This window comes from Geothrix sp. 21YS21S-4, assembly GCF_030845995.1.
In the GTDB taxonomy this organism is placed as follows: domain Bacteria; phylum Acidobacteriota; class Holophagae; order Holophagales; family Holophagaceae; genus Geothrix.
Genome location: NZ_CP132719.1, coordinates 2832556 through 2853636 on the forward strand (window position 1 = coordinate 2832556; position 21081 = coordinate 2853636).

A 21081-nucleotide genomic window follows, 5' to 3' on the forward strand; every position below is an offset into this window, starting at 1 on the left:
TATACTCGGACATGCCCTTCATCCTGTCCCTCCGGCGGCCCTTCGTGGCCGACCACTTCCATGACCTGCCCGGCTTCCAGGAGGAGCGCCACGGGCACAACTGGGAGGTGGAAGCCGCGGTGGAGCTGGACTCGGAGGCGCAGGAGCCGGCCTTCGCCGCCAGCCTGGACGCGTGGGTGAAGGCCATGGACTACCGCCTGCTGAACGCCCTGCCCGCCTGCGAAGGGCGGAACCCCACCGCCGAAGTGCTGGCGGAGCGCGCCCTCCGGCACCTCCAGGCGGACGGCCTGCGGCCGGGCTGGGTGAAGGTCCGCGAAAAGGCCAACTACTGGGCGCTCTGCCGCCCCGACGCTCCGTGAACCGCGCCCTTCGGGGAGGCTCCGTCGCCCTCCTGCTGGTGTTGGCGGGGGTGGGGTGCGGCCGGCGGGACGCGGAAGCGCCGCCTCGCGTGGAAGAGGCCCCCACTCCCCTGGCGCCGTGGGCGTGGCATCCCCTGGGGGGCCTGGCGGTGGTGGAGGGCGAACTGGCCGAGCCGGCGGAGCTGATCCTGGAGGGCCCGTCCATCCGGGAGCGCCGCTACGCCGAGCGGGGTCCCGTGCGGTGGGAGTTCTTCCGGCCGCCTGAAGGCGAGACCGCCGTCCTCCGGACCGCGGATGGCCGGGAACTGGCCCGCTTCGCCTTTTCGGTGGCCCCGCCTCCCTCGCCTCAAAGTTCCCCACGCATCGCCCGGCAGGCAGCCCCACCCGCTCCGGCAGCGGAACCTCGCACCCGCACCCTGGCGCGACTGGCGAGCGGCTTCGTCTCCGCCCTTTCCCCCCGGAAACAGCCGGGAGTCGGCCTGGCCCCCGCGGCGGAACCGCCACCTCCCGCCATTCCCCCGCGTCCGCCCCTCCAGCCCGCGCCGGAGCCGGAACCCCGTACCCGCACGCTGACCCAGTTGGCCAGCGGGTTCATCTCGGCCCTTTCCCCCCGGAAAGCCCCGGGCGTCGGGTTGTCCCCCGCCGCAGAACCCCCGCCCCCCGCGGTCCCCAGGCGCGCGCCCCTTGAACCCGCGCCGGAACCGGAACCCCGCACCAGCACTCTGGCGCGGCTGGCGAGCGGGTTCGTGTCGGCCCTTTCGCCCCGGAAAGCGCCGGGACTCGGCCTGGCCCCCACGCCGGAGCCCCCGCCTCCCGCGCTCCCCAAGCGCGCGCCCGTCCAGGCCGCGCCCGAGCCTCCGCCTCCTTCCCACACCCTCCCGCGCCAGGTTCCTCCTTCCTCCGCCGCGATCCCCTGGCCCGGGATGGGCGAGGCCTTCAACCTGACGCGCGGCCCCGGAGGCCACAAGCGCCTGCTGCTGAGCTTCGACGGCGGCTCCACGGCGGAAGTGGCCGACGAGGTCCTGGACATCCTCAAGGCGCGGGGCGTGCGCACCACCCTCTTCCTCACCGGCGCCTTCATCCAGCGCTTTCCCGCGGTGGTGAAGCGGATGGCCGCGGAAGGCCACGAGCTGGGCAACCACACCCTGTCCCATCCCCACTTCGCCCCGGGCATGAAGCGCGATCCCCACTGGACGCGCGAGCGGGTCCAGCGCGAACTGCTGGAGGCGGACGCCGCCCTCCTGCGCCTGCTGGGCCGGCCCATGGATCCCGTGTGGCGCGCGCCCTACGGGGAACACACCGCGGAGATCCGGCGCTGGGCGGAGGAACTGGGCTACCGCCACGTGGGATGGACCGAGGGCGCGGATTCCCTCGACTGGGCCACCCCCCACGAGCGCCGCCTCTACCGCAGCGGCGACGCGATCCTCCAGCGCCTGCACCAACGGCTGAACCGCGACGGCGACGGGCTCATCGTCCTGATGCACCTGGGCAGCGGCCGCACCGCCGCGGACCGCCCCTCCGCGGGACTCGGCGCGTTCATGGACCGTGCGCTGGGCGAGGGCTGGACCTTCGTCACCGCGGGCAGCTACCTCCGCGACCTGGGCAAACCCGCGTGGAATTCCCAGCAGCGGCTGGCCCTCCTCGCGGCGCCCGGAACCGCGCCGCAGGCCCGCTGAGGCCCGCCTGGGCTACACTGGAACAGGCACATCGGGGAGGCGCGTTGGAAGGAATCGGCCGTTGGTCGCTGCGGGCGGCGCTGGGTTTCACGGCCCTGGTGCTGCTGCTTTCGCTGGGCAGCTTCCATCCCCTCGATCCGCATCCCTTCACCCAGGGCGCCCCCGTCGCCGCCATCCAGAACGTGTGCGGGACCCTCGGCGCGGCCCTGGCCGGCATTCTCCAGACGATCCTCGGCGTGGGCGGCTGGATCGTCCCTCCCTATCTGTTGTGGGAGGCGTGGCCCCAGGAGGGCCGCCGCTGGCCGGGCCGCGTGGCCTGGGCCGGGCTCGCCTTCGCCTTCTGGACCGCCCTCGGCGCCTTCGGCACCCGCCTCTGGTCCGGCCTTCCGGACGGAGGCATCGTCCAGCTCCGATGGGGCGGGTGGGTCGGCAGCGCCCTGTGGCCGCCGCAGCACCGGTCCCTGGGCGTGGCCCTGCCCCTGCTGCTGGGGCTGATCACCCTCGTCTGCGCGCTGATCCTGGCACCCTCCCTCACCCGCGCCCTGGGGCGCCTCCTCCACCGCTGGCTGGGCGAGAAAGCCTGGCCGTGGGTCAAGCCCATGCCCGCCCGCGGCATCCGCGGCTTCATCGGGATGGTGAAGCGCCCCTTCCTCCGCGGACGGAATCCCGACCAGCCCGAACTCGACGCCGCCGACGCGGTCGCGCTGCAGGCGCTAGCCACGCGCCAGCAGGCCCTGGAGGCCCAGCGCGAGTCCCTGCTCCGCGCGGAGCTGGAGACCGCCGAAGCCCGCCGGAAGCAGGCGCGGATCCGCACCGAGGATCTCCTGCCCACCATCCACTCCATGCGCCTGGACGCCACGCCTTCCGGCCCGCTTCCCGAGGCCTCCCTCGCGGTGATCGACGCCCAGCCCATCCCCGCCGCGGGGCCCGTGCTCCCGCTGGACACCACCGCCCCCTTCCGCACCAAGCTGCTGGCGGAAGCGCCGGCGCCTCCGCCGCCCAAGGCGCCCTTGGCTCAGCCCCAGGTGGCGAAGGACCGCTTCGGGCGGGAGATCGTCCAGCCGCCGCTGCCGCTGACGGAGCCCACGCCCGCGCGCCCCCTTCCGCCCCTGCCCCCCGACCCGCCGAAGCCCTCCATCGCCGAGCGGGAGAGCCTGCCGCCGCGCCGCCTCTTCGATCCGCCGGGCCAGCACGCCAAGGCGGACCTGGCCCTGCTGGAGTCCATCAAGGAACGGATTGGACAGAAACTGTCCGAATTCAAGATCAAGGGCGCGGTCACCGGAATGCAGCCCGGCCCCGTGGTCACGGTCTTCGAGTTCCAGCCCGACGCGGGCATCCCCCTGTCGCGCATCCTGGGCATGGAAGAGGACCTGGCGCTGGCCCTGCAGGCCGAAGCCGTGCGGATGGACCGCATCCCCGGCCGGAACCTCGTGGGCATCGAGGTTCCCAATCCCAAGCGCGAGATCATCACCTTCCGCGAAGTCATCGACAGCCCGGCGTTCCGCGACGCGGGCGGGCTCCTGCAGATCGCGCTGGGCAAGGACATCGCGGGCCGGCCTGTGGTGGCCGACCTCACCAAGATGCCGCACCTGCTCATCGGCGGCAGCACCGGCAGCGGCAAGAGCGTCGGCGTGAACGCCATGATCTGCTCCTGCCTCGTCCGCGCCCTGCCCGACGAGGTGAAGCTCATCCTGGTGGATCCCAAGATGGTGGAGCTGGGCGTCTACGAGGACATCCCCCACCTGTGGGCGCCGGTGGTCACGGACATGAAGGAGGCGGGCCGCGTCCTGAAGTGGGTGGTGGCGCAGATGGAGGACCGCTATCGCCGCCTGGCGCTCCTCAGCGTCCGCGACCTGAAGGGGTTCAACACCAAGGTGGCCGAAGCCGGCGGATCGCTGGACATCTCCGAGCGCACGCCCAATCCCCGCTGGCTGGACCGGCCGTCCGTCCTGGAGCCCATGCCCCACGTGGTGGTGGTCATCGACGAGCTGGCCGACCTGATGATGGTCGCCCGCAGCGAGGTGGAGGACAGCATCGCGCGCATCGCCCAGAAGGCCCGGGCCGTGGGCATCCACCTGATCCTCGCCACCCAGCGCCCCTCCGTGGACGTGGTCACCGGCGTCATCAAGGCCAACCTCCCCAGCCGCCTCAGCTACCGCGTTCGCACCAAGATCGACAGCCGCACCATCCTGGATTCCGGCGGCGGCGAGCAGCTGCTGGGCGCGGGCGACGCCCTGTTCCTGCCCAACGGCGCCAGCCATCCCAAGCGCATCCACGCGCCCTTCCTCACCGAGGACGAGACCCTGCGCCTTGTCACCTGGCTGCGCGAGCGGGGCCGCCCCGACTACAACCAGGCTCTGATCAGCGCCATGGAGGCCGAGGAAGACGCCCTGATCGACGATCCCGACGCGCCCAGCACCGGCGGCGACGACATCTACCAGCGCGCCGTCGCCGTCGTCACCCGCGAGCGCAAAGCCAGCACCAGCCTCCTCCAGCGCAAACTGAATCTCGGCTACGGCCGCGCCGCGAGGCTCATCGATCGGATGGAATCGGAAGGACTGGTCGGACCGGATCGGGGTGCGGGAAAACCGCGGGAAGTATTTGCTCCGGCGGAATGAAGGTCCACCACGAAGGGGCCTTACTTCACGCAAGTTCCCGATCTATCGAGAGAAGATAAGTAAATGGATTATTTCGAAGCGACTCCTGCTTGTCAGCGTTGTAGATAACTCCGGTTGCTACCAGCGAGATCCCCACCCCAGCGAGCAGCGCTTTAGGCCCTGTCAGACCCGCCATCACAAGCATCGTTGAGGAACTGGCGGATAAGAATGTGACCTGCTGAAGACCACCACTCAGCCACTTAATTTTGCGACCACCGAGCGCAGCCCTTAAATTTGAGATGGCAGGTACAACTTCTCCCGTATAGAGATCCATGATGTGCTGCCCAAGAGCTTCTACTGGGAGGTCCTGCTCAACAGAAGTGGCAAGCTGTTCGATCTTCGTTCGGAATTGGGCAAGCTCATCCCTATGCCTCTCTCGAAACTCTATTAATCGATCAATGGGCGTATCCGGTGCCACTCCAATTCGTTCGATCGCCAAGTTGGCCAGCATCCCCGGTGCAAGATGCCGTGGCATGCTGTGGCGTGGACCAAAGGCTTCGTACTCGCGCCGGTGGCGCCCGTGAGAATGCACACCCCACGGGATAGCTCCATTCAATTGGGCATCTAAACGCGCCCTTACCGCGAGTCTGTCCGCTGCAGCGAGCGAGGTGACCAACCTCGCTCCCACACGCTCTGAAAGCCGGGTTGCAAGTAATGTCATGTAGAAGTTGGCGAGCCTCTCATCCACGCGTAACCAGTCGCCGCCGCGATTAGATGATTCAGTCAAGTCACGCAGCATGTGACGTATTTCGTAAGGCAGCTTCTCCGAGTGAATGTCGGCGAGCCTCCCGAGCTGGTAAGGCAGTTTCTCCACATGAAGGTCATACCGACGCCCGCTGCGTTCGGCGATGAAAAGCTCTGCACTTTCGGCCGTGGCCAAGTATGCCAAAACATCCTCCACGAGTTCCTCAATCTCCCCCATGCCGGACTGCACACGCAGAGGAATAAGGAACTCTGCCTCTTGCAGAGCCCGGCCAGTATCGGTGGAATAGGGCGCATCAACGGATTCAGGGACGATGGTTCGTACCGAGTCCCAGTAGAGAAGGGCGGTCTTGAGCCATGCGTCGTCCTGGATATCAATCCATGGATAGAAAAGTGCTTGGGTCATTAGGCACCTCACGCTCACGGAAGGATTAACCGCATAACCTATTTTTGAGTGATATTAATCTACCTTATTAACCTTAACGTCCAAGGCTTTCGGTCGCTTCGATCTTGAGCTTCGGCACCCGCCACCGGCTGCGCTGGGCAGGGTCGGCCATGCCGGCGGCGTGGCAGGTGCGGCAGGCGTCCAATCCGGCGTCCTGACCGCGCCAGTACACCCGCGCTTGGCCGCCGGTTTCGCTCTGCCGTTCCGCCGGGACGCGGGGCCAGTAGAAGGTCAGGGAGGGGCCCGATTCCTTCATTTCCAGGGCGTAGACGGGACCGGGATCCGGGCCGGGGCGGCCCCAGCGGTCTTCCCAGGTGGACAGGACGATGAAGGCGCCGACGGGCAGGGGCTGTCCGGCGCGGTAGGCCGCGGCGGCTCCGGGGCTCGCCCAGGCGCGGATCCAACGGCCGCCATGGGCGGGGGACTTCACGGGGTCGGATTGGATGGGCTCCAGCGCGGCGAAATCCAGAGCCCGCAGCGGCGCGGCGGCTTCGGGATCGGGGGGAACGGGCGCGGGCGGTGGGGGAAGAACCGCGACCGGCGCCGGTTCGGAGCGCGTCCGGTGGGCCAGGGTGAACCCGCTGTAGCCCGCGGCGAGGAGGGCGGCGCACCAGCCGAGCCCCAAGAAAAGGGCGAGGAGGCCCAGGCTCTGGTGGTCCTTCCGGCGGCGCGTCATGGCCCATACCGCGCCCGCTCCCAGGGGCAGCGAAGCCAGGGCCAGAACGGCGTGGCGGAACAGCAGCCCTTCCATCCCGTGGCCCGCGGCCGGCGCGGGGAAGAGGTGCCCGCGGGGAATGAGCGCCTGATGCCATCCCGCGGCCACGCCGCTGACCAGGGCCGCCAGGAGGCCGACGGCCCCCGCGAGGCCCAGGTAGCGGGCGACGGTCCACCAGGGCCGGATCCCCCGCCCCGCCCGTTGGGAAGCGAGCAGCGCCCAGGGCAACAGCAGGCCCGTGGCCACCGGGAGGTGGGCCAGGAGGGCGTGTTTGAGGGCAGTCCATTCCATGGGATGTCGCGCTCAACAAGGGCAAGGCTTCCCGCAGTTTGCCAGCCCCTGCGGGATTCGGGGAGGGATTTGCTGTCACAATCGCGTCCATGCGACAGACCCTTCTCAGGCACGTCCAGGACTCCATCCAGCTGAAGCAGGCCTTCTTCGAGCAGGAGATGGACCGCATCCTCGCCCAGGCCGACGACATGGCCGAGCGGCTGCGCCGGGGCGCGCGGATCCTCGTCTGCGGCAACGGCGGAAGCGCTGCCGACGCCCAGCACCTGGCCGCCGAGCTAAGCGGACGCTACCTCAAGGAACGCCGCGCCCTGGCAGGGATCGCCCTCACCACCGATACCTCCGCGCTGACAGCCATCGGCAACGACTACGGGTTCGACCAGGTGTTCTCCCGCCAAGTGGAGGCCCTCGGACGACCCGGCGACCTGCTGATCGGGATCAGCACCAGCGGCAACAGCCCCAACGTCCTCCGCGCCGTGGCCTCCGCCAAGGAGCTGGGCGTCCGAACCCTCGGCCTCCTGGGCCGGGACGGCGGCCAGCTGGCCGGGCTCATGGACGACGCGCTGGTGGTGCCTTCTTCCGTCACCGCCCGCATCCAGGAAGTCCACCAGATGATCTACCACTTCTGGTGCGAGGCCCTCGATGCCCATTTCTGAGGGGCGCCGATGACCCTCGGGGCGGCGCTGCTGCTCCTGGCCCTCGCCGGTCCCTCCCCGCGCACCTACTACTGGCGCGATCCCGCGGGCCAGGTGCACATCACCAACACGCCGCCGCCGGCGGATGCCGAGATCCTGCAGGGCGCGCCTTCGCTGGCCATGGAATCGCGCAAGGCGGGCGCGGCCGAGACTCCGGCGCTCCGGAAGCCCGGAGCGGATCTTCTCCCTTCCCCTGAACTCAGCCCCGCCCAGGCGGAGACGTGGGCCGCGCTGGATGCCCATCTGGCGCGGGCCCGGGCGGAAGGCAACCGCCGCGCCCTGGAGGCCGCCGCGGATTCGCTGATCGACGATTCGCTGTGGGGCGGAGGACTGTGGATGCGCCCGGCGCTTCCCCTCCTGTCCGTGGCCCTGCTCGGGCTGATGGGCTGGTGGCTCGCCCTGGGCGCCCAGCCCTCGGTCCGGCTTCCGCTGCTGGGGGGTTTCCTGCTCGCGGGCCTCGCCCTGGGACACCTCCTGCTGACCCTCTTCCTCTACCATCCCCAGGCCGTCCGCCTGCGCCGGAACCTGGAGCTGTTGGAGCGCCACATGGGCGCCGGTCGCCCCCCGAGTCCTGAGCGCCGGGCCCTGCTTCAGCGAGGCTACGGGGCCGTGGACCGCGCGGGGGAACCCACCGAAGTCCCCTGGCGGTTCCCGCAGGAAGTGGCGGTCCTGCGCGACACCGTGAAGCAGGTGATGGTTGAGCCCTGACCTGCCGCCGCCCCTGGCGGAGCGGATGCCCGCGCTTCGGGCGGCGGCGCAGGCCGAGCCCCTGGGCGTGTACCTTCACATCCCCTTCTGCCTGGACCGCTGCACCTACTGCTCCTTCACCACGACCCGGGACCGCGACCTCCAGCCCGCCACGATCGGACAGTTGGTGTCGCATATCCAGCGCTGGGGCGAGGCGCTGGGCCGCCCCGCGGTGGACACCCTCTACCTCGGCGGAGGCACGCCCTCCCTGCTCTCCGAGGAGGAGCTGGAAGAACTGACCATGGCCCTCCGCGGGGCCTTCGACCTCCGCCCCCTCGTGGAGGCCACCCTGGAGGCCAATCCCGGAACCATCGACCTCGGCTGGCTCCGCCATGCCCGGAACCTGGGCTGGGACCGCATCAGCCTCGGCGTCCAGGCCCTGGACGACGGCCTGCTGTCGCGGCTGGGCCGGATCCACGGCGCCGCGCAGGCGCTGGAGGCCCTGGAACTCGCGGAGCAGGCGGGATTCCTGCGCCGCAGCGCGGACTTGATGGTGGGAATTCCTGGACAGTCCCTGTCCAAAGTGGTGGAGGACGCCCGGACCCTCGCCGCCACCGGCATCGACCACCTGAGCGTCTACCTGCTGGACCTGGACAAGGCGTGCCCGCTCCGCGCCGAGATCGACGCCGGGCGGCTGGCGCTCCCCTCGGAGGACGCGGTGGCCGACGCCTTCGAGGCCCTCCAGACCGAGCTGCCCGATCTGGGATTGGCCCCCTACGAGATCAGCAACTACGCCCGCCCGGGAGCCGAGTCCATCCACAACACCCGCTACTGGGAGCGGCGGCCCTACCTGGGACTGGGGCCTGGTGCCGCCTCGCAGTTGGGCTCCTTCCGCTGGACCGAATCGGGCGTCATCGCTGCCTGGACGGCGGGCCGCGGCGCGGTGGACCTCCAGGAACTGGACGCCGCCGAAGCCCTGGCGGAGATCCCCCTCCTCGGCCTCCGCCTCCACCGCGGGGTGGACTGGAACGCCCTCCGCACGGAGGCGGAAGCTCGGAACCTGCGCCCCCTGGCGGACGGCTGGGAGGCCCGGCTGCGCGCGCTGGCGAAGGAGGGGCTGGTCGCGTGGGACGACGGACGGGTGAGCCTGACTTCCCGCGGGATGCTGGTCAGCAACGGGATCCTGGAGATGTTCACGTGAGCCACGCGGGCGAGATCGCGGCCCTGCTCACCTCGGCCTGCTGGTCGCTCAATTCCGTGTGCTTCACCCTCGCGGGCCGCCGCGTGGGCTCCGCCTCCGTCAACCTGCTCCGCCTGTTGATGGCCTGGGCGGTGCTGGTCCTCGTCCACTGGCTCCTTTACGGCAGCGCGTTCCCCTGGGGCGCGGGCGGAGCGCGGCTGGGCTGGCTCGGCGTGTCGGGGCTCATCGGCTTCGCGGCGGGCGACGCCGTGCTCTTCGAGGCATTCGTCCTCATCGGCGCGCGCCTGGCGATGCTGCTGATGACGCTGTCGCCGCTCTTCAGCGCCATCCTGGCCTGGGCATTCCTGGGACAGACCCTGGGCCTCGCCAAGGTCGCGGCCATGGCGCTCACCCTCGGCGGCATCGCATGGGTGGTGTGGGATGGCGGCGAGCGGGAAACCCATCCCCAGCTGTGGCGCGGCATCCTGCTGGGCGTGGGTGGCGCGCTGGGCCAATCCGTGGGGCTGATCTTCAGCCAATTCGGCCTGGCGGGAGGCTTCCCTCCGATCTCGGCCAACCTCATCCGCGTGACCGCGGGCACGGTGGCGTTGCTCCTCAGCTTCGGCGCCACCGGCCGCTTGGAGGGCGCCCTCTCGGGGCTGCGCGACGGCCGGGCCACCGCCTTCATCGGCCTGGGCGCGGTCACGGGGCCGGTGCTGGGCGTGGTGCTGTCCCTGGTGGCCATCGCCCGCACGTCCATGGGCGTGGCGGCGACGCTGATGTCCCTTTCGCCCGTTCTGCTGCTGCCGATCTCCCACCTCGCGTTCAAAGAGAAGGTGGGAACCCATGCGATCCTCGGGACGCTGCTGGCGCTCGCCGGCGCTGCCGCGCTGTTCTTCGTCTAGGAGTTTCCGATGTCCCTGCGCAAGGACCCCCTCAGCTGGCTCTACCCGCCCGTCGAGCCCTACGCCGTCCACCGATTGAAGGTATCGGACCTCCACGAGCTGTACGTGGAGGAGAGCGGGAATCCCGCGGGCAAGCCCGTGGTCTTCCTCCACGGCGGCCCCGGCGGCGGCACCAGCCCCAAGCACCGCCGGTTCTTCGACCCGGAGAAGTACCGCATCGTCCTCTTCGACCAGCGGGGCTGCGGCCAGAGCGCGCCCTACGCCGAGGTGCGCGAGAACACCACCTGGGACCTGGTGGCGGATGTCGAGCGCATTCGGGAGCGCCTGGGCATCGACACATGGATGGTCTTCGGCGGCTCCTGGGGCGCCACCCTCGGCGTGGCCTACGCGGAAGCGCACCCGGAGCGCGTGACGGAGCTGATCCTCCGCGGCGTCTTCCTCCTGCGCCAGCGGGAAGTGGACTGGCTCTACCAGGAGGGCGCCAGCCGCCTGTTCCCGGACGCCTGGGAACCCTACCGCGACGCCATTCCCGAAGCCGAGCGCGGCGATTTCCTGCGGGCCTACGCGCAGCGGCTGATGAGCGAGGATCCCGCTGTGAACCTCCCCGCCGCCAAGACCTGGAGCATCTGGGAAGGGGCCACGAGCAAGCTGCTGCCCGATCCCGATTTCGTCGCCTCCTACGGCCAGGACGACACCACCCTCGCCTTCGCGCGAATCGAGTGCCACTACTTCCTGAACAAGGGCTGGATGGAGGAGGCCCAGCTCCTGCGCGACGCCTCGAAGCTGCACGGAATCCCCGGCGCCATCGTCCAGGGCCGCTACGATGTGGTCTGCCCCGTGGAAAGCGCCTGGGCGCTGTCCCGAGCGTGGCCCGAAGCCGACCTGATCATCGTCCCCGACGCCGGCCACAGCGCCACCGAACCGGGCATTTCGCGCGCGCTGGTGGCGGCTACGGATCGGTTCGCGGGCTGAGCGAATCCAACGCGACGCCCACGTCGCGGATCACCGAGGCCCAGTCCCCCTGCATCGGCTGGCGGAACAACCGCACCGTCGGGTACCAGGGCGAATCGCTCCGCTGGCGCATCCATCGCCAGTCGGGCGTGGCATCCAGCAGGATCCAAGTGGGCTTCCCAAGCGCGCCGGCCAAGTGGGCGGGCATGGTGTCCACCGTCATCAGCAAATCCAGACAGGCGAGGGCCGCTGCGAGGTCCTCCGGATCGAGGCAGCGAGGAGCCCAGTCGCGGATCCGGAAATCGCCGTCCACCGCCGCGGCCGCCATTCCCTGCTGCAGGCTAAAGAAGGTGACCTCCCGCCGATCCAGTAACGGTCCGAACTCCGCAAACGGACAGGAGCGCATCCGGTCCCGCAGGTGACCGGGATTGCCCGCGAACACCAGCCCCACGCGTAATCCCTGAACGGCGGCCAGCTCCGCCTGAAACGGCGCGCGTCGTTCCGCGGAGGGATGCAGGTAGGGAATCCAGGACGGGATGCTCTCCTCTCGAGTCCCCAGCAGGCCCGGCAGCGACAGCAGAGGAATCTGGAACCGGCAGCCGAAGTCCTCCGGCAGGGGCGCCCGAAGGTCGCAGGCCACCACCCGGGCGGCGCCGGGCACCCGCCCGAGCAGCCCCTCCAGCCCCGGCTGCACGACGAAGACGGGCTCCAGCGAGGGTGGCAGTTCGCGCAGGTAGCGGCAGAACTGGAGCGTATCGCCCAGTCCCTGCTCCGCCAACACCAGCAGCGGCCCCGCGCTCTCCCGGCCATCCCACCGGGGCGCCACTGCGGACCGGGGCGGATAGAACTGGGTCTGGAGCCGCGCCTCGAAAACGGCCCAGCCTTCTTCCCAATGCCCCATCCGCAGCAGGTGGGTGGCCAGATTGAACCGCAGGTCGGCCGAGGCTGGCTCCAGAGCGGCCGCCCGGCGGTAGGCCGCCAGGGCCTCCGGGTCCGCTCCCGCCTGTTCCAGCATGGCTCCCAGGGTGTTGTGGGCGGCCGCGCAGGCGGGCTCCCGGGCCAGGAGTTCGCGGATCAGTGCCTCCGCCTCAGCGGGCGCGCCATCCTCCAGGCGCAGGAAGGCCAAGTTGAGGGTGGCGTCCGTGAATCCGGGGTCGGCCGCGAGGGTCCGCCGGAAGCAGGCCTCGGCCTCGTCCGCCTGGCCGAGGCGCATCAGCACCACCCCCAAGTTGTGGCAGGCCCCCGCCTGGCCGGGATCGAGGATCAGAATCCGCTCGAAGGCCGCCCGGGCCTCCGCGAGCTGGCCCAGCTGGAGCCGAGCGGCGCCCAGGTTTTGGACGGCCGGGAGCAGGTCCCGCTGAACGGCGAGAACCCGCTCGAACCAGCCCGCCGCTTCGACCGCGTCCCCTCGATCGAGGGCCAAATTGCCCAGGTTGAACAGCGCCGGCACGCAGGCTCCATCCAAGGCGACGGCCTGCTTCATGGCCGCTTCCGCTCCGCGGAGGTCCCCCTGGTTCAAACAGGCCTGGGCTTCCTGGAGGGTCCGGCGCAGGGCCACGTCGGAAGTCATCTCCCGCCTGCGGTCGGCCACGTCACGCTCCGGAGCGCGTCCGGTGCTTGAAGTGGTCGTACACGAACCATGCGACGCCGGCGATGATCACCGCGCCGATGACGGCGTCCAGTTTGTGGAAGTAGGCGCCGAGGGTGTTCCACTTCTCGCCGAGCTTGTAGCCCACCCAGGCGAGGGCCAGGCACCAGGGCAGGCTGCCCAGGAAGGTGTAGATGTGGAAGCGGGTGCGGTCCATCTTCGCGATCCCGGCGGGGAGGGCGATGAAGGTGCGCACCACCGGCAGAAGGCGGCCGATGAAGATGGCGGCGCTGCCGAAGCGCTCAAAGAAGCGATGGGCCTGGTCGAGGTGGCCCGTGTGCAGCCAGATGTAGCGGCCGTACTTCTCGACGGCGCGGCGGCCGCCCCAGGCACCCACCTCGTAGGCGGGGATGCTCCCCAGGTTGCAGCCCAGGGCGCCGAAGAATCCCGCGATCCAGATCTGGGTGATCGGATTGCCCGCGCCGAGGCCGAAGAACGTGAGCTGGCCCTTGTAGGCGAGGTAGCCCGCGAAGGGCATGATCACTTCGCTGGGCAGCGGGATGCACGCGCTCTCGATGGCCATCAGCAGCATGACGCCGAGGGGGCCCATGGCGGCCATCACGGCCACCATCCAGGCGACGATCGGGGCGAGGATCTTCTGCAGCATCGAGGCGTCCCAAAAGCTCCAGTCTACCGGCGGCTACAATGGCCTCATGTCCGAGGATCTGGTCCGCAACCGCAAAGCCCTGCACGACTACCACGTCCTGGAGACGTGGGAGGCCGGGATCTCGCTCCAGGGCACCGAGGTGAAGGCCCTGCGGGCTGGCCTGGGCCAGCTTCAGGACGCCTACGTCGACGCGGTCGGCGGCGAACTGTGGCTGAAGCAGGCCCACATCTCGCCCTACGAATTCGGGACCTACGCCAACCACGAGCCCCTGCGCGCCCGCAAGCTGCTGCTGCACAAAGCGGAGATCACGAAGATGACCGCCAAAGTGGTGCGCAAGGGCCTCACCATCATCCCCCTGGCCATCTACCTGAACGACAAGGGGAAGATCAAAGTCAAAGTGGCCCTGGCGGAAGGCAAGGCCCACGGCGACAAGCGCGAGGCCCTCAAGCAGCGCGAGCAGAAGCGCGAGATGGACCGCATCCGCAAGGGCGCGCGGGAGTAGCGGCACGCCCAGCCGAAAAAGACTTTCTCACCACCAAGACACCAAGACACCAAGTCAGAATCCAGAGATTCCCCATCGTTTTTCTTGGTGTCTCGGTGGGGGTCTTTTTATCAGCCGCCCCACCCTTGGCGGGCGAAGCGGGCCAAGCGGTCGTCGCTGGTGCGGAGCGCCAGGGCCCGCGCCACGAAGCGGCCCACGGGATCGGCCTCCAGGTTGATGGGATCGCCGGGGCGCATGCCCTTCAGGGCGGTGACCGCCACGGTCTCGGGAATCAGCGCCACCGTGAACCAGTCGACGCCGCACTCGACCACCGTCAGCGAGATCCCGTCGACGGTGACGGAGCCCTTCGCCGCGGTCATGGGGGCCAGCGCCGCGGGCATGGCGAAGCGCCAGATGCCCTCGTCCGCGGTGCCATGGGGGCGCTCCAGGAGTTGGCCCACGCCGTCCACGTGGCCAGCCACCAGGTGACCATCGAGGGGATCGCCCACCCGCAGGGCGGGCTCCAGGTGAAGCAGCGCTCCCGGCGCCAGGCGGCCCAGGGTGGTCTTCGCCAGGGTCTCCTCGCTGAGATCCGCTTCCCACGCGCGGGCGTCCGCGTCGGCGCTGGTGAGGCAGGCGCCGTTCACGGCGATGCTGGCGCCGCGCTCCGCCCGGGCCAGAAGCTCCGCCGACGCCGTGATGCGCAGCCGAGCGCCGCCTCTCCGCGGGACGCGGGATTCGAGGGTGCCGAGGTGCCGGATCAGTCCCGTGAACATCCCGTCAGGATGCGCGGAACCGCCTCCCCCGGGCAAGCCGGGAACCGCAGCAAAGATGGGAACCACGAAAAGCGCGAATCGCCCTGCGGGCGCGCGAAAAAAGGATCTAATGCCAAGTTGAATTCAAAAGATAAGGATCACCACCACGGCGAAGAACCGCATCTCCGATGGAGCTTTTCTTGGGTCTTGATCGCTCATTGGCCTAACGCCAGGGAAGTTCCCTTTCTTTTTTCGCGCCCATTCGCGCCTTTCGCGGTTTCCCTCTTTTCGCGGTTCACTCCGCGCGGCCCAGGCGGCTGTGGCGGGCGCTGTAGAGGAAGTAGGCGAGAAGGCCCAAACCCAGCCAGACCCAGAACCGCTGCCAGGTGTGGCGCGGCAGGCCCAGGGCGAGCCACAGGCAGAACAGGATCCCCAGCGGCGCGGTGATCCACACGGCGGGGGCGCGGAAGCGGCGCTCGGCCCGGGGCCGCTTCACCCGCAGGACCAGGATTCCGGCACACACCAGGATGAAGGCGAACAGGGTCCCGATGTTGGTCAGCTCGATGATCTCGTCGATGTTCATGAAGCCCGCGGGAAACAGGACGATGACGCCGGTCAGGAGGGTGGCGTTTACGGGTGTGCGGAAGCGGGGGCTCACCTTCCCGAACCACGGCGGCAGAAGACCGTCCCGGCTCATCACCATGAAGATCCGCGGCTGGGCCATCTGGTAGACGAGCAGGGCGCTGCCCAGCGCCACCACCGCGCCCACGCTGACCAGGGCGGAGATCCGGTTCATCCCGATGGCGGTGAAGGCGTGGGCGATGGGATCGGCGATGCCGTGGTAGGCGGTGTAGGGCAGGATCCCCGCGACCACCGCGCACACGCCGACGTAGATCACCGTGCAGATCGCCAGGCTCCCGATGATCCCCCGCGGCATGTCCCGGGCGGGATCGCGGCATTCCTCGGCCGTGGTGCTGACGGCGTCGAACCCGATGAAGGCGAAGAAGATGATGGCGGCGCCGGCCTGGATGCCCTTCCACCCGTTGGGCGAGAAGGGGTGGAAGTTCGCCGGCTTGACGTAGAAGGCGCCCACCGCGATCACGACCAGGAGAAGGGCCACCTTCACCGTCACCATGATGTTGTTGGCGCGGACGCTCTCCTTGACGCCCCAGATGCACAGGGCGGTGATGGCGATGGTGATCAGCATGGCCAGGAGGTTCATGCCGAGGGGGACTCCGCCCAGGCGGGGCGCGGTCCTCAGCACCTCCCAATTGGCGAAGGCCGCGGCGCCGTCGAGGGCGCCCGCATGGGCCTGGGCCAGGTAATGGAGTTTGTCGGAAAACGCCAGCGCGCCCGGGTGGGCCGCGGCGAAAGCCTCCGTGGGAAAGAGCATCGTCCGCGGATCCATGCTCAGCCAGCGGGGGATGTGCAGGCCCACGCCCTGGAGCAGGTTGTCCATGTAGCTGCCCCAGCTGATGGCCACGGCCACGTTGGAGACGGCGTACTCCAGCAGCAGGTCCCACCCGATGATCCAGGCCATCAGCTCGCCGAGGGTGGCGTAGGTGTAGGTGTAGGCGCTCCCCGAGGCGGGGATCATGCTCGCGAATTCCGCGTAGCAGAGGGCCGTGAATCCGCACGCCAGGGCCGTCATCAGGAAGCTGATGATCAGGGCGGGACCCGCCGCCGGGCGCGTCACGCCGAAGGTGGAATCGAACCCGCCGGCGAGCCCCGTACCCAGCGCCGACAGGATGCCCGCGCCGATGATCGCGCCCACGCCCAGCAGCGCCAGATCCCAGGCGGTCAGGGTGCGGCGGAGGCCGCCGTGATCCGGTTCCTCCGCGCGGGCCTGGATCTGCTCGATGGGTTTCGTGCGGAAGAGCCGGGAGATCATGGAAACCTTGGGAAGAAGGTTCATGCTATCAGGCGGTTTCCGCCACGGGCCGGCAGCGCCGCCGCTAGGCTGGAGGCCATGAAGCTGTGGAGCGACCGCCGCCTGCGCCTGTCCCTGACGGGGCTGGGCGTCCAGTACCTCCTCGCCCTGCTCGCCGTGGGCGCCTTTTCGGTGAATACGGGCAACAACCTGCTCTACCTGGTGTTCTCCCTCCTGCTCGGCGCCTTCCTGGTCTCCGGGGCCCTCAGCCGGCGCGCCCTCCAGGGCCTGCGGGTGGTGGGCGTGGAGGAAGGCAACCTCTTCGCCCGGGTGCGGGGCGGGCTCCGCCTGCGCCTCGCCGACGCGGGCCGGGGGCGGATCCGCGGGCTGGAGCTGGCCCTCACCCTGGAGGATGGCGAAGTCCAACCCACCTTCCTCGGTGCCGCGGAACGGGGCGGCGACACGGTGGTGGTCTTCCAGACCCGGGCCGCCCATCGCGGCTGGACCCGCGTCCGGCGCCTGGAGCTGCGCACCCGCTTTCCCTTCGGCCTGCTGGAGAAGTCCCGCTTTCTCGATCTGGACCACCGCGTCCTGGTGCTCCCCCATCCGCGCACGCCGCCCGCCGCGCCCACCGCCTGGCGCGGAGAAGGCCACCGCACCCTTTCGCAGGAGGGCGCCAGCAGCGCGGAAGGCGCGCGGCCCCTCCGCGCGGGGGATCCGCCCGGGCGGGTCCACTGGAAGCGCACGGCGCAGCGCCGCGAGCCCTGGGTGAGGACCTTCGAGGAGGAGCGCCCGCTGGGACTCCATTTGCGCCTCGACCTCTCCGCCTGGCCTCCGGGCGCCGCTTTCGAAGGCGAGCTGGAGCGGCTGTCGGGCGCGGTGCTCCAGGCCTGCCTCCAGAAGCGCGACGTCAGCCTGGAACTCCACGGCGCCGCGGGCGCCCGCGAGGTGCGCGGCCATACCGCCTGCTGGCGCGCGCTGGCCCAGGCCCGGGCGCAGCCCGCCGAGAACTCCCGGAGCGCTGCGGAAGCTCCGCTAGACTGAACCCACCTCAGGAGGCACTGGTGTTCGACGATCCCCGTTCCGCGGCCTGGACCCCGCTCCTGGAGGCCGCCTGGAAGGCCCGGGGGAACGCCCACGCGCCCTATTCCCATTTCCAGGTGGGCGCCGCCCTGCTCACGGCTACCGGTGAGGTGGTGGGCGGGTGCAACGTCGAGAACGCCGCCTATCCCGTCACCCTGTGCGCCGAGCGGGGCGCCCTCAGCGCGGCGGTGGCCGCGGGGCTCCGGCCGGGCGGGCTGGTGGCCGCGGTGGTGGTGACGGAAGCGCCCCGGCTCACGCCGCCCTGCGGGGCCTGCCGCCAGGCCCTCGCCGAGTTTGCGGAAAGGCTGCCCATCCTGCTCGCCAACCGGGAGACGCGGGAGCTGCACCGGATCGAGGACCTGCTGCCCCACAGCTTCACGGGAAGCCATTTCCGGTAGGCCTGTTCACGGGGAATTCCCCCGCCTACACTTTCCGAACCCCGCAGGCATCCCGAGGCAGCGAATGGCCATCGACCGCGTCAAAGTGAAGAAGGAGGCCGACAGGCTCCTCACGGCCGGCCGGGTCGAGCGGGCCATCGACGAGTTCCAGAAGCTGGTCGAGGACAATCCGAAGGACTACAACACCCTCAACCAGATCGGCGACCTGTGCATCCAGATCGGGCGCGTGAAGGAAGGGGTGGAGATCCACAAGCGGCTGGGCGGGGCCTACGAGCGCGACGGCTTCCACGCCCGCGCCGCCGCCATCTTCCAGAAGGTGGTGCGCAACGCCCCGGAGGACATCGACGCCGCCCAGCGCCTGGCGGACCTCTACCGCCAGATGAACAAGATCACGGACGCGGTGAAAGTCCACATGCAGGTGGCCGAGTACTTCCAGAAGAAGGGCCTGATCAAGCGCGCCCTGGAGGCCTTCAACAAGGTCGTGGACCTGGATCCCAAGAACCTGAAGATGAAGGTCCGGCTGGCGGACCTCTACAACAAGGAGGGGATGAAGGACCGGGCCGCAGGCATCTACCTGGAGGTGGCCGAATCCCTCGCCATGGAGCAGATGCACGGGGAGGCCAGCCAGATCCTGGAGCGGGCCAAGGCGATGGTCTCCACGCCCCAGGTCTTCCTGACCCAGAGCCGCCTGGGCGTCATCCAGGGCGACTACACCACCGCCGCCCAGCACCTGCGCGAGGGCCTCGCCAGCAATCCCCGCAACATGGAGCTGCTGGAGGCCCTGGCGGAGATCGAGCTGCGGAGCGGCCACCCCGACCGCGCCCTGGAGGCCCTGGCGGAAGTGGCCCAGCTTCCCGACAAGTCCCTGCCCCTCTGCGAGAAGGCGCTCCGCAACCTGGCCGCCTCCGGGCGCGGAGAAGAAGGGCTCCGCCTGTTCGCCCCCATCGCCCGGGAATTGGCCCGCCGGGGCTCCGGCGACACCGTCGGCCGTACCCTCCGCACCGCCCTCCAGGGCCAGTTGGGAACCGAGGCCTGGCTCCTCCTGGCGGAAGTCGCCCACCAGAGCGGAAACCGCGCGGACCAGATCCACGCCCTCCAGAGCGCCTACGGGCTGGTTTCCGAGGGCAAGGACGAGAACCTCACCGCCCAGTTGGCGAGCCAGATCCAGGCCCTGGGCGCCTCTCCGGGCGCCGCGCTGGCCGTGCCTTTCGGCGGGAACGCGGGATTCCAGGCGCCCGCCGCGCACGAGGTCACCCGTCACGGGGGCGAGACGGACCTGGATCCCGTCCGCCGCCTGCGGATCGACCAGCTCGCGCGGGAAGCCGAATCCCTTTTGCGGGGCGGCAGCCCCGAGCGCGCCGTGGAGACCTACCGGAAGGCGCTGGAGCTGGACCCGTCGGATCTCACCCTCATCGAAGCCGTGGTGGCGGTCCACCGGAGCACGGGGCACCTCACCAAGGTCCAGATGCAGTACGTCCAGAGCGCCCAGGCCGTGGTGCAGCTCGGGAAGAAGCGGGAAGCCTCGCACCTGCTGGATCTCGCCGAGCAGCTGTTTCCCGGTTCCACCCGCATCCACCGGCTGACCCTGGGGCTGCCGGAACCCAACGCCTCGCGCCCGCCCGAGCCGCCCCAGCAGCAGCCCGTCCAAGCCGCGGCTCCCGCGCCCCTTCCGGCCCCCCCCGCGGTTCCACCGAGCGACCTGGACATCCTCATCGCGCTCGACCTTCCGGATTTCGAGCCTCCGCCGGTCCGGCTTTCGCCGCCCCTCTCCGCCCCGCTCCCGCCGCCCGCCCCGCTTCCGGCCTTCGACCTCATCCCCCTGGAGGAGCACCTTCCCCTCCTCCCGCCGGATCCCTTCGCGGTGGCCGCGGAACTGGCCGCTGCGGAACCCGCTCCCCCGCGCGAGCTTCCGCCGCCCGTCCCGCCGCCCGCGCCCCTCGACGATGCCGACCTGAGCTGGATGGAGGACACCCTCACGGATCTGACGCCGCTGCCGGGTCCGCCGCCCTTCCTTCAGGAGGCCGCCGCGCCGCCGGAACCGGACCTGCCGGTGCCCGTTCCCACCCAGGCGCTTCCGGATCCGTCCATCTTCTCCGCGCCCACGGCGCCCCTTCCGCCCATGCCCACGGAGATCCTGGCGCCGGACATCCTGGAGGCCCTGCCCTCCCTGTCCGCCGACGAGCCCGCGCCCTTGTCCGAGGAACTGGCGAGCTTCCTCGGCGACATCGACTTCCAGCTCGATTACGGCAGCCCCGAGGAAGCCAAGATCGAGATCGAGAACGCCCTGCTGCAGTTCCCGGCCCATCCCGAGCTGAAGGCGCGGCTGGAGCGAGCGGAGGCTGCCCTGGAGCGCCTGGGCCTGGCCGCCAAGGCCGCCGGCGCCCTGGACGAGAGCGACTTCGCGAACTCCTTCTTCGACCTCACGGACGTCCTGGGCACCGCCCTCCTCGATTCCGGCGAGGGCGAGGAGATGCACGACGCCACGCGGGTGGTGGAGAAGGTCCAGAGCGTGGACGAGCTGTTCAGCGCCTTCCGCGAGGGCGTGGAGAAGCAGGTCAAGGGCGACGACTACGACACCCACTACAACCTGGGCATCGCCTACAAGGAGATGATGCTCATCGAGCCCGCCATCGAGGAGTTCAAGATCGCCATGGGCGATCCCGAGCGCACCCTGGAATGCTGCTCGATGCTCAGCATCTGCGAGCAGGCCCGCGGCGACCTGGACGCCGCCGTCGCGTGGCTGGCGCAGGGCATCGAAGCGCCCGGCTTCCCGCCCGAGGACAGCATCGGCCTCCGCTACGACCTGGCCGAGATCTACCTCCAGCAGGGCCACGCCGCCCTCGCCGCTGCCGAGTTCAAGACCGTCCACGGGATGGACCCCGACTACCGGGACGTGGCCGCGCGACTGGCCTGAACGGTTCCGCGTCGGCGAAGCCCCGTATCCCTGGCTTCCCGGCCCCTGGGAAAAGCCATTCCCAA

18 protein-coding genes are annotated in these 21081 nt (G+C 69.9%); 12 read left to right on the plus strand and 6 right to left on the minus strand.

Going from position 1 to position 21081, the window contains the following annotated elements; translation table 11 throughout:
• The first annotated feature begins 11 nt into the window (after positions 1–11).
• The 3 genes from RAH39_RS12940 to RAH39_RS12950 are packed head-to-tail and all read left to right on the plus strand — an operon-like array spanning position 12 to position 4653.
• Positions 12–359, plus strand: coding sequence for a 6-pyruvoyl trahydropterin synthase family protein (locus RAH39_RS12940; protein ID WP_306590541.1), 348 nt, complete (start codon positions 12–14; stop codon positions 357–359).
• The gene (locus RAH39_RS12945) at positions 356–2035 is read left to right on the plus strand and encodes a polysaccharide deacetylase family protein (protein ID WP_306590542.1); all 1680 of its coding nucleotides are present in this window, start codon (positions 356–358) and stop codon (positions 2033–2035) included. The genes RAH39_RS12940 and RAH39_RS12945 overlap by 4 nt, the downstream gene beginning before the upstream one ends.
• 44 nt (positions 2036–2079) lie before the next feature.
• A complete protein-coding gene (locus tag RAH39_RS12950) occupies positions 2080–4653 on the plus strand; it encodes an FtsK/SpoIIIE family DNA translocase (RefSeq protein WP_306590543.1) in 2574 nt (857 codons plus the stop codon).
• A 25-nt stretch (positions 4654–4678) separates the two neighbouring features.
• Here the strand turns inward: RAH39_RS12950 and RAH39_RS12955 are convergent, their stop codons facing one another.
• A complete protein-coding gene (locus RAH39_RS12955; RefSeq protein WP_306590544.1) occupies positions 4679–5800 on the minus strand; it encodes a DUF6236 family protein in 1122 nt (373 codons plus the stop codon).
• Between the two features lie 73 nt (positions 5801–5873).
• A complete protein-coding gene (locus RAH39_RS12960; protein WP_306590545.1) occupies positions 5874–6845 on the minus strand; it encodes a hypothetical protein in 972 nt (323 codons plus the stop codon).
• An 89-nt stretch (positions 6846–6934) separates the two neighbouring features.
• On the opposite strand from RAH39_RS12960, the gene gmhA reads away from it, so the two are divergent.
• From gmhA to pip, 5 genes are read left to right on the plus strand one after another with little or no spacing between them, the layout of a single operon-like run.
• The gene (gene gmhA / locus RAH39_RS12965) at positions 6935–7498 is read left to right on the plus strand and encodes a D-sedoheptulose 7-phosphate isomerase (protein WP_306590546.1); all 564 of its coding nucleotides are present in this window, start codon (positions 6935–6937) and stop codon (positions 7496–7498) included.
• A 9-nt stretch (positions 7499–7507) separates the two neighbouring features.
• Positions 7508–8245: a DUF4124 domain-containing protein gene (locus tag RAH39_RS12970; protein WP_306590547.1), complete on the plus strand. Its 738-nt coding sequence runs from the start codon at positions 7508–7510 to the stop codon at positions 8243–8245.
• A complete protein-coding gene (gene hemW, locus RAH39_RS12975) occupies positions 8235–9425 on the plus strand; it encodes a radical SAM family heme chaperone HemW (protein ID WP_306590548.1) in 1191 nt (396 codons plus the stop codon). Before RAH39_RS12970 ends, hemW begins: the two co-directional genes overlap by 11 nt.
• A complete protein-coding gene (locus RAH39_RS12980) occupies positions 9422–10309 on the plus strand; it encodes a DMT family transporter (protein WP_306590549.1) in 888 nt (295 codons plus the stop codon). The genes hemW and RAH39_RS12980 overlap by 4 nt, the downstream gene beginning before the upstream one ends.
• 9 nt (positions 10310–10318) lie before the next feature.
• The gene (gene pip / locus RAH39_RS12985; RefSeq protein ID WP_306590550.1) at positions 10319–11281 is read left to right on the plus strand and encodes a prolyl aminopeptidase; all 963 of its coding nucleotides are present in this window, start codon (positions 10319–10321) and stop codon (positions 11279–11281) included.
• Here pip and RAH39_RS12990 read toward each other — a convergent pair.
• Together RAH39_RS12990 and RAH39_RS12995 are read right to left on the minus strand one after the other, a co-directional pair.
• Positions 11259–12851, minus strand: a complete 1593-nt coding sequence (locus RAH39_RS12990) for a tetratricopeptide repeat protein (protein ID WP_306590551.1) — start codon at positions 12849–12851, stop codon at positions 11259–11261. The genes pip and RAH39_RS12990 overlap by 23 nt on opposite strands.
• Before the next feature lies 1 nt (position 12852).
• The gene (locus RAH39_RS12995) at positions 12853–13515 is read right to left on the minus strand and encodes a DedA family protein (protein ID WP_306590552.1); all 663 of its coding nucleotides are present in this window, start codon (positions 13513–13515) and stop codon (positions 12853–12855) included.
• A gap of 46 nt (positions 13516–13561) precedes the next feature.
• Between RAH39_RS12995 and smpB the strand changes: the two genes are divergently transcribed.
• Positions 13562–14017, plus strand: coding sequence for an SsrA-binding protein SmpB (smpB, locus tag RAH39_RS13000; protein ID WP_306590553.1), 456 nt, complete (start codon positions 13562–13564; stop codon positions 14015–14017).
• A 110-nt stretch (positions 14018–14127) separates the two neighbouring features.
• Here smpB and RAH39_RS13005 read toward each other — a convergent pair whose 3' ends face one another.
• Together RAH39_RS13005 and RAH39_RS13010 are read right to left on the minus strand one after the other, a co-directional pair.
• Positions 14128–14772, minus strand: a complete 645-nt coding sequence (locus RAH39_RS13005; protein ID WP_306590554.1) for a riboflavin synthase — start codon at positions 14770–14772, stop codon at positions 14128–14130.
• Positions 14773–15046: 274 nt separating this feature from the next.
• On the minus strand, positions 15047–16642 hold the full coding sequence (locus RAH39_RS13010; protein WP_306590555.1) for an amino acid permease: 1596 nt from the start codon (positions 16640–16642) through the stop codon (positions 15047–15049).
• Between the two features lie 78 nt (positions 16643–16720).
• On the opposite strand from RAH39_RS13010, the gene RAH39_RS13015 reads away from it, so the two are divergent.
• The 3 genes from RAH39_RS13015 to RAH39_RS13025 all read left to right on the plus strand — a co-directional run bounded on the left by RAH39_RS13015 (position 16721) and on the right by RAH39_RS13025 (position 21016).
• The gene (locus RAH39_RS13015; RefSeq protein WP_306590556.1) at positions 16721–17665 is read left to right on the plus strand and encodes a DUF58 domain-containing protein; all 945 of its coding nucleotides are present in this window, start codon (positions 16721–16723) and stop codon (positions 17663–17665) included.
• A 20-nt stretch (positions 17666–17685) separates the two neighbouring features.
• Complete coding sequence (locus tag RAH39_RS13020) at positions 17686–18102, plus strand: cytidine deaminase (protein ID WP_306590557.1); 417 nt, start codon at positions 17686–17688, stop codon at positions 18100–18102.
• Between the two features lie 64 nt (positions 18103–18166).
• Positions 18167–21016 (plus strand): tetratricopeptide repeat protein, encoded by a 2850-nt coding sequence (locus RAH39_RS13025; RefSeq protein ID WP_306590558.1) that lies wholly within the window; start codon positions 18167–18169, stop codon positions 21014–21016.
• Positions 21017–21081 lie beyond the last annotated feature (65 nt).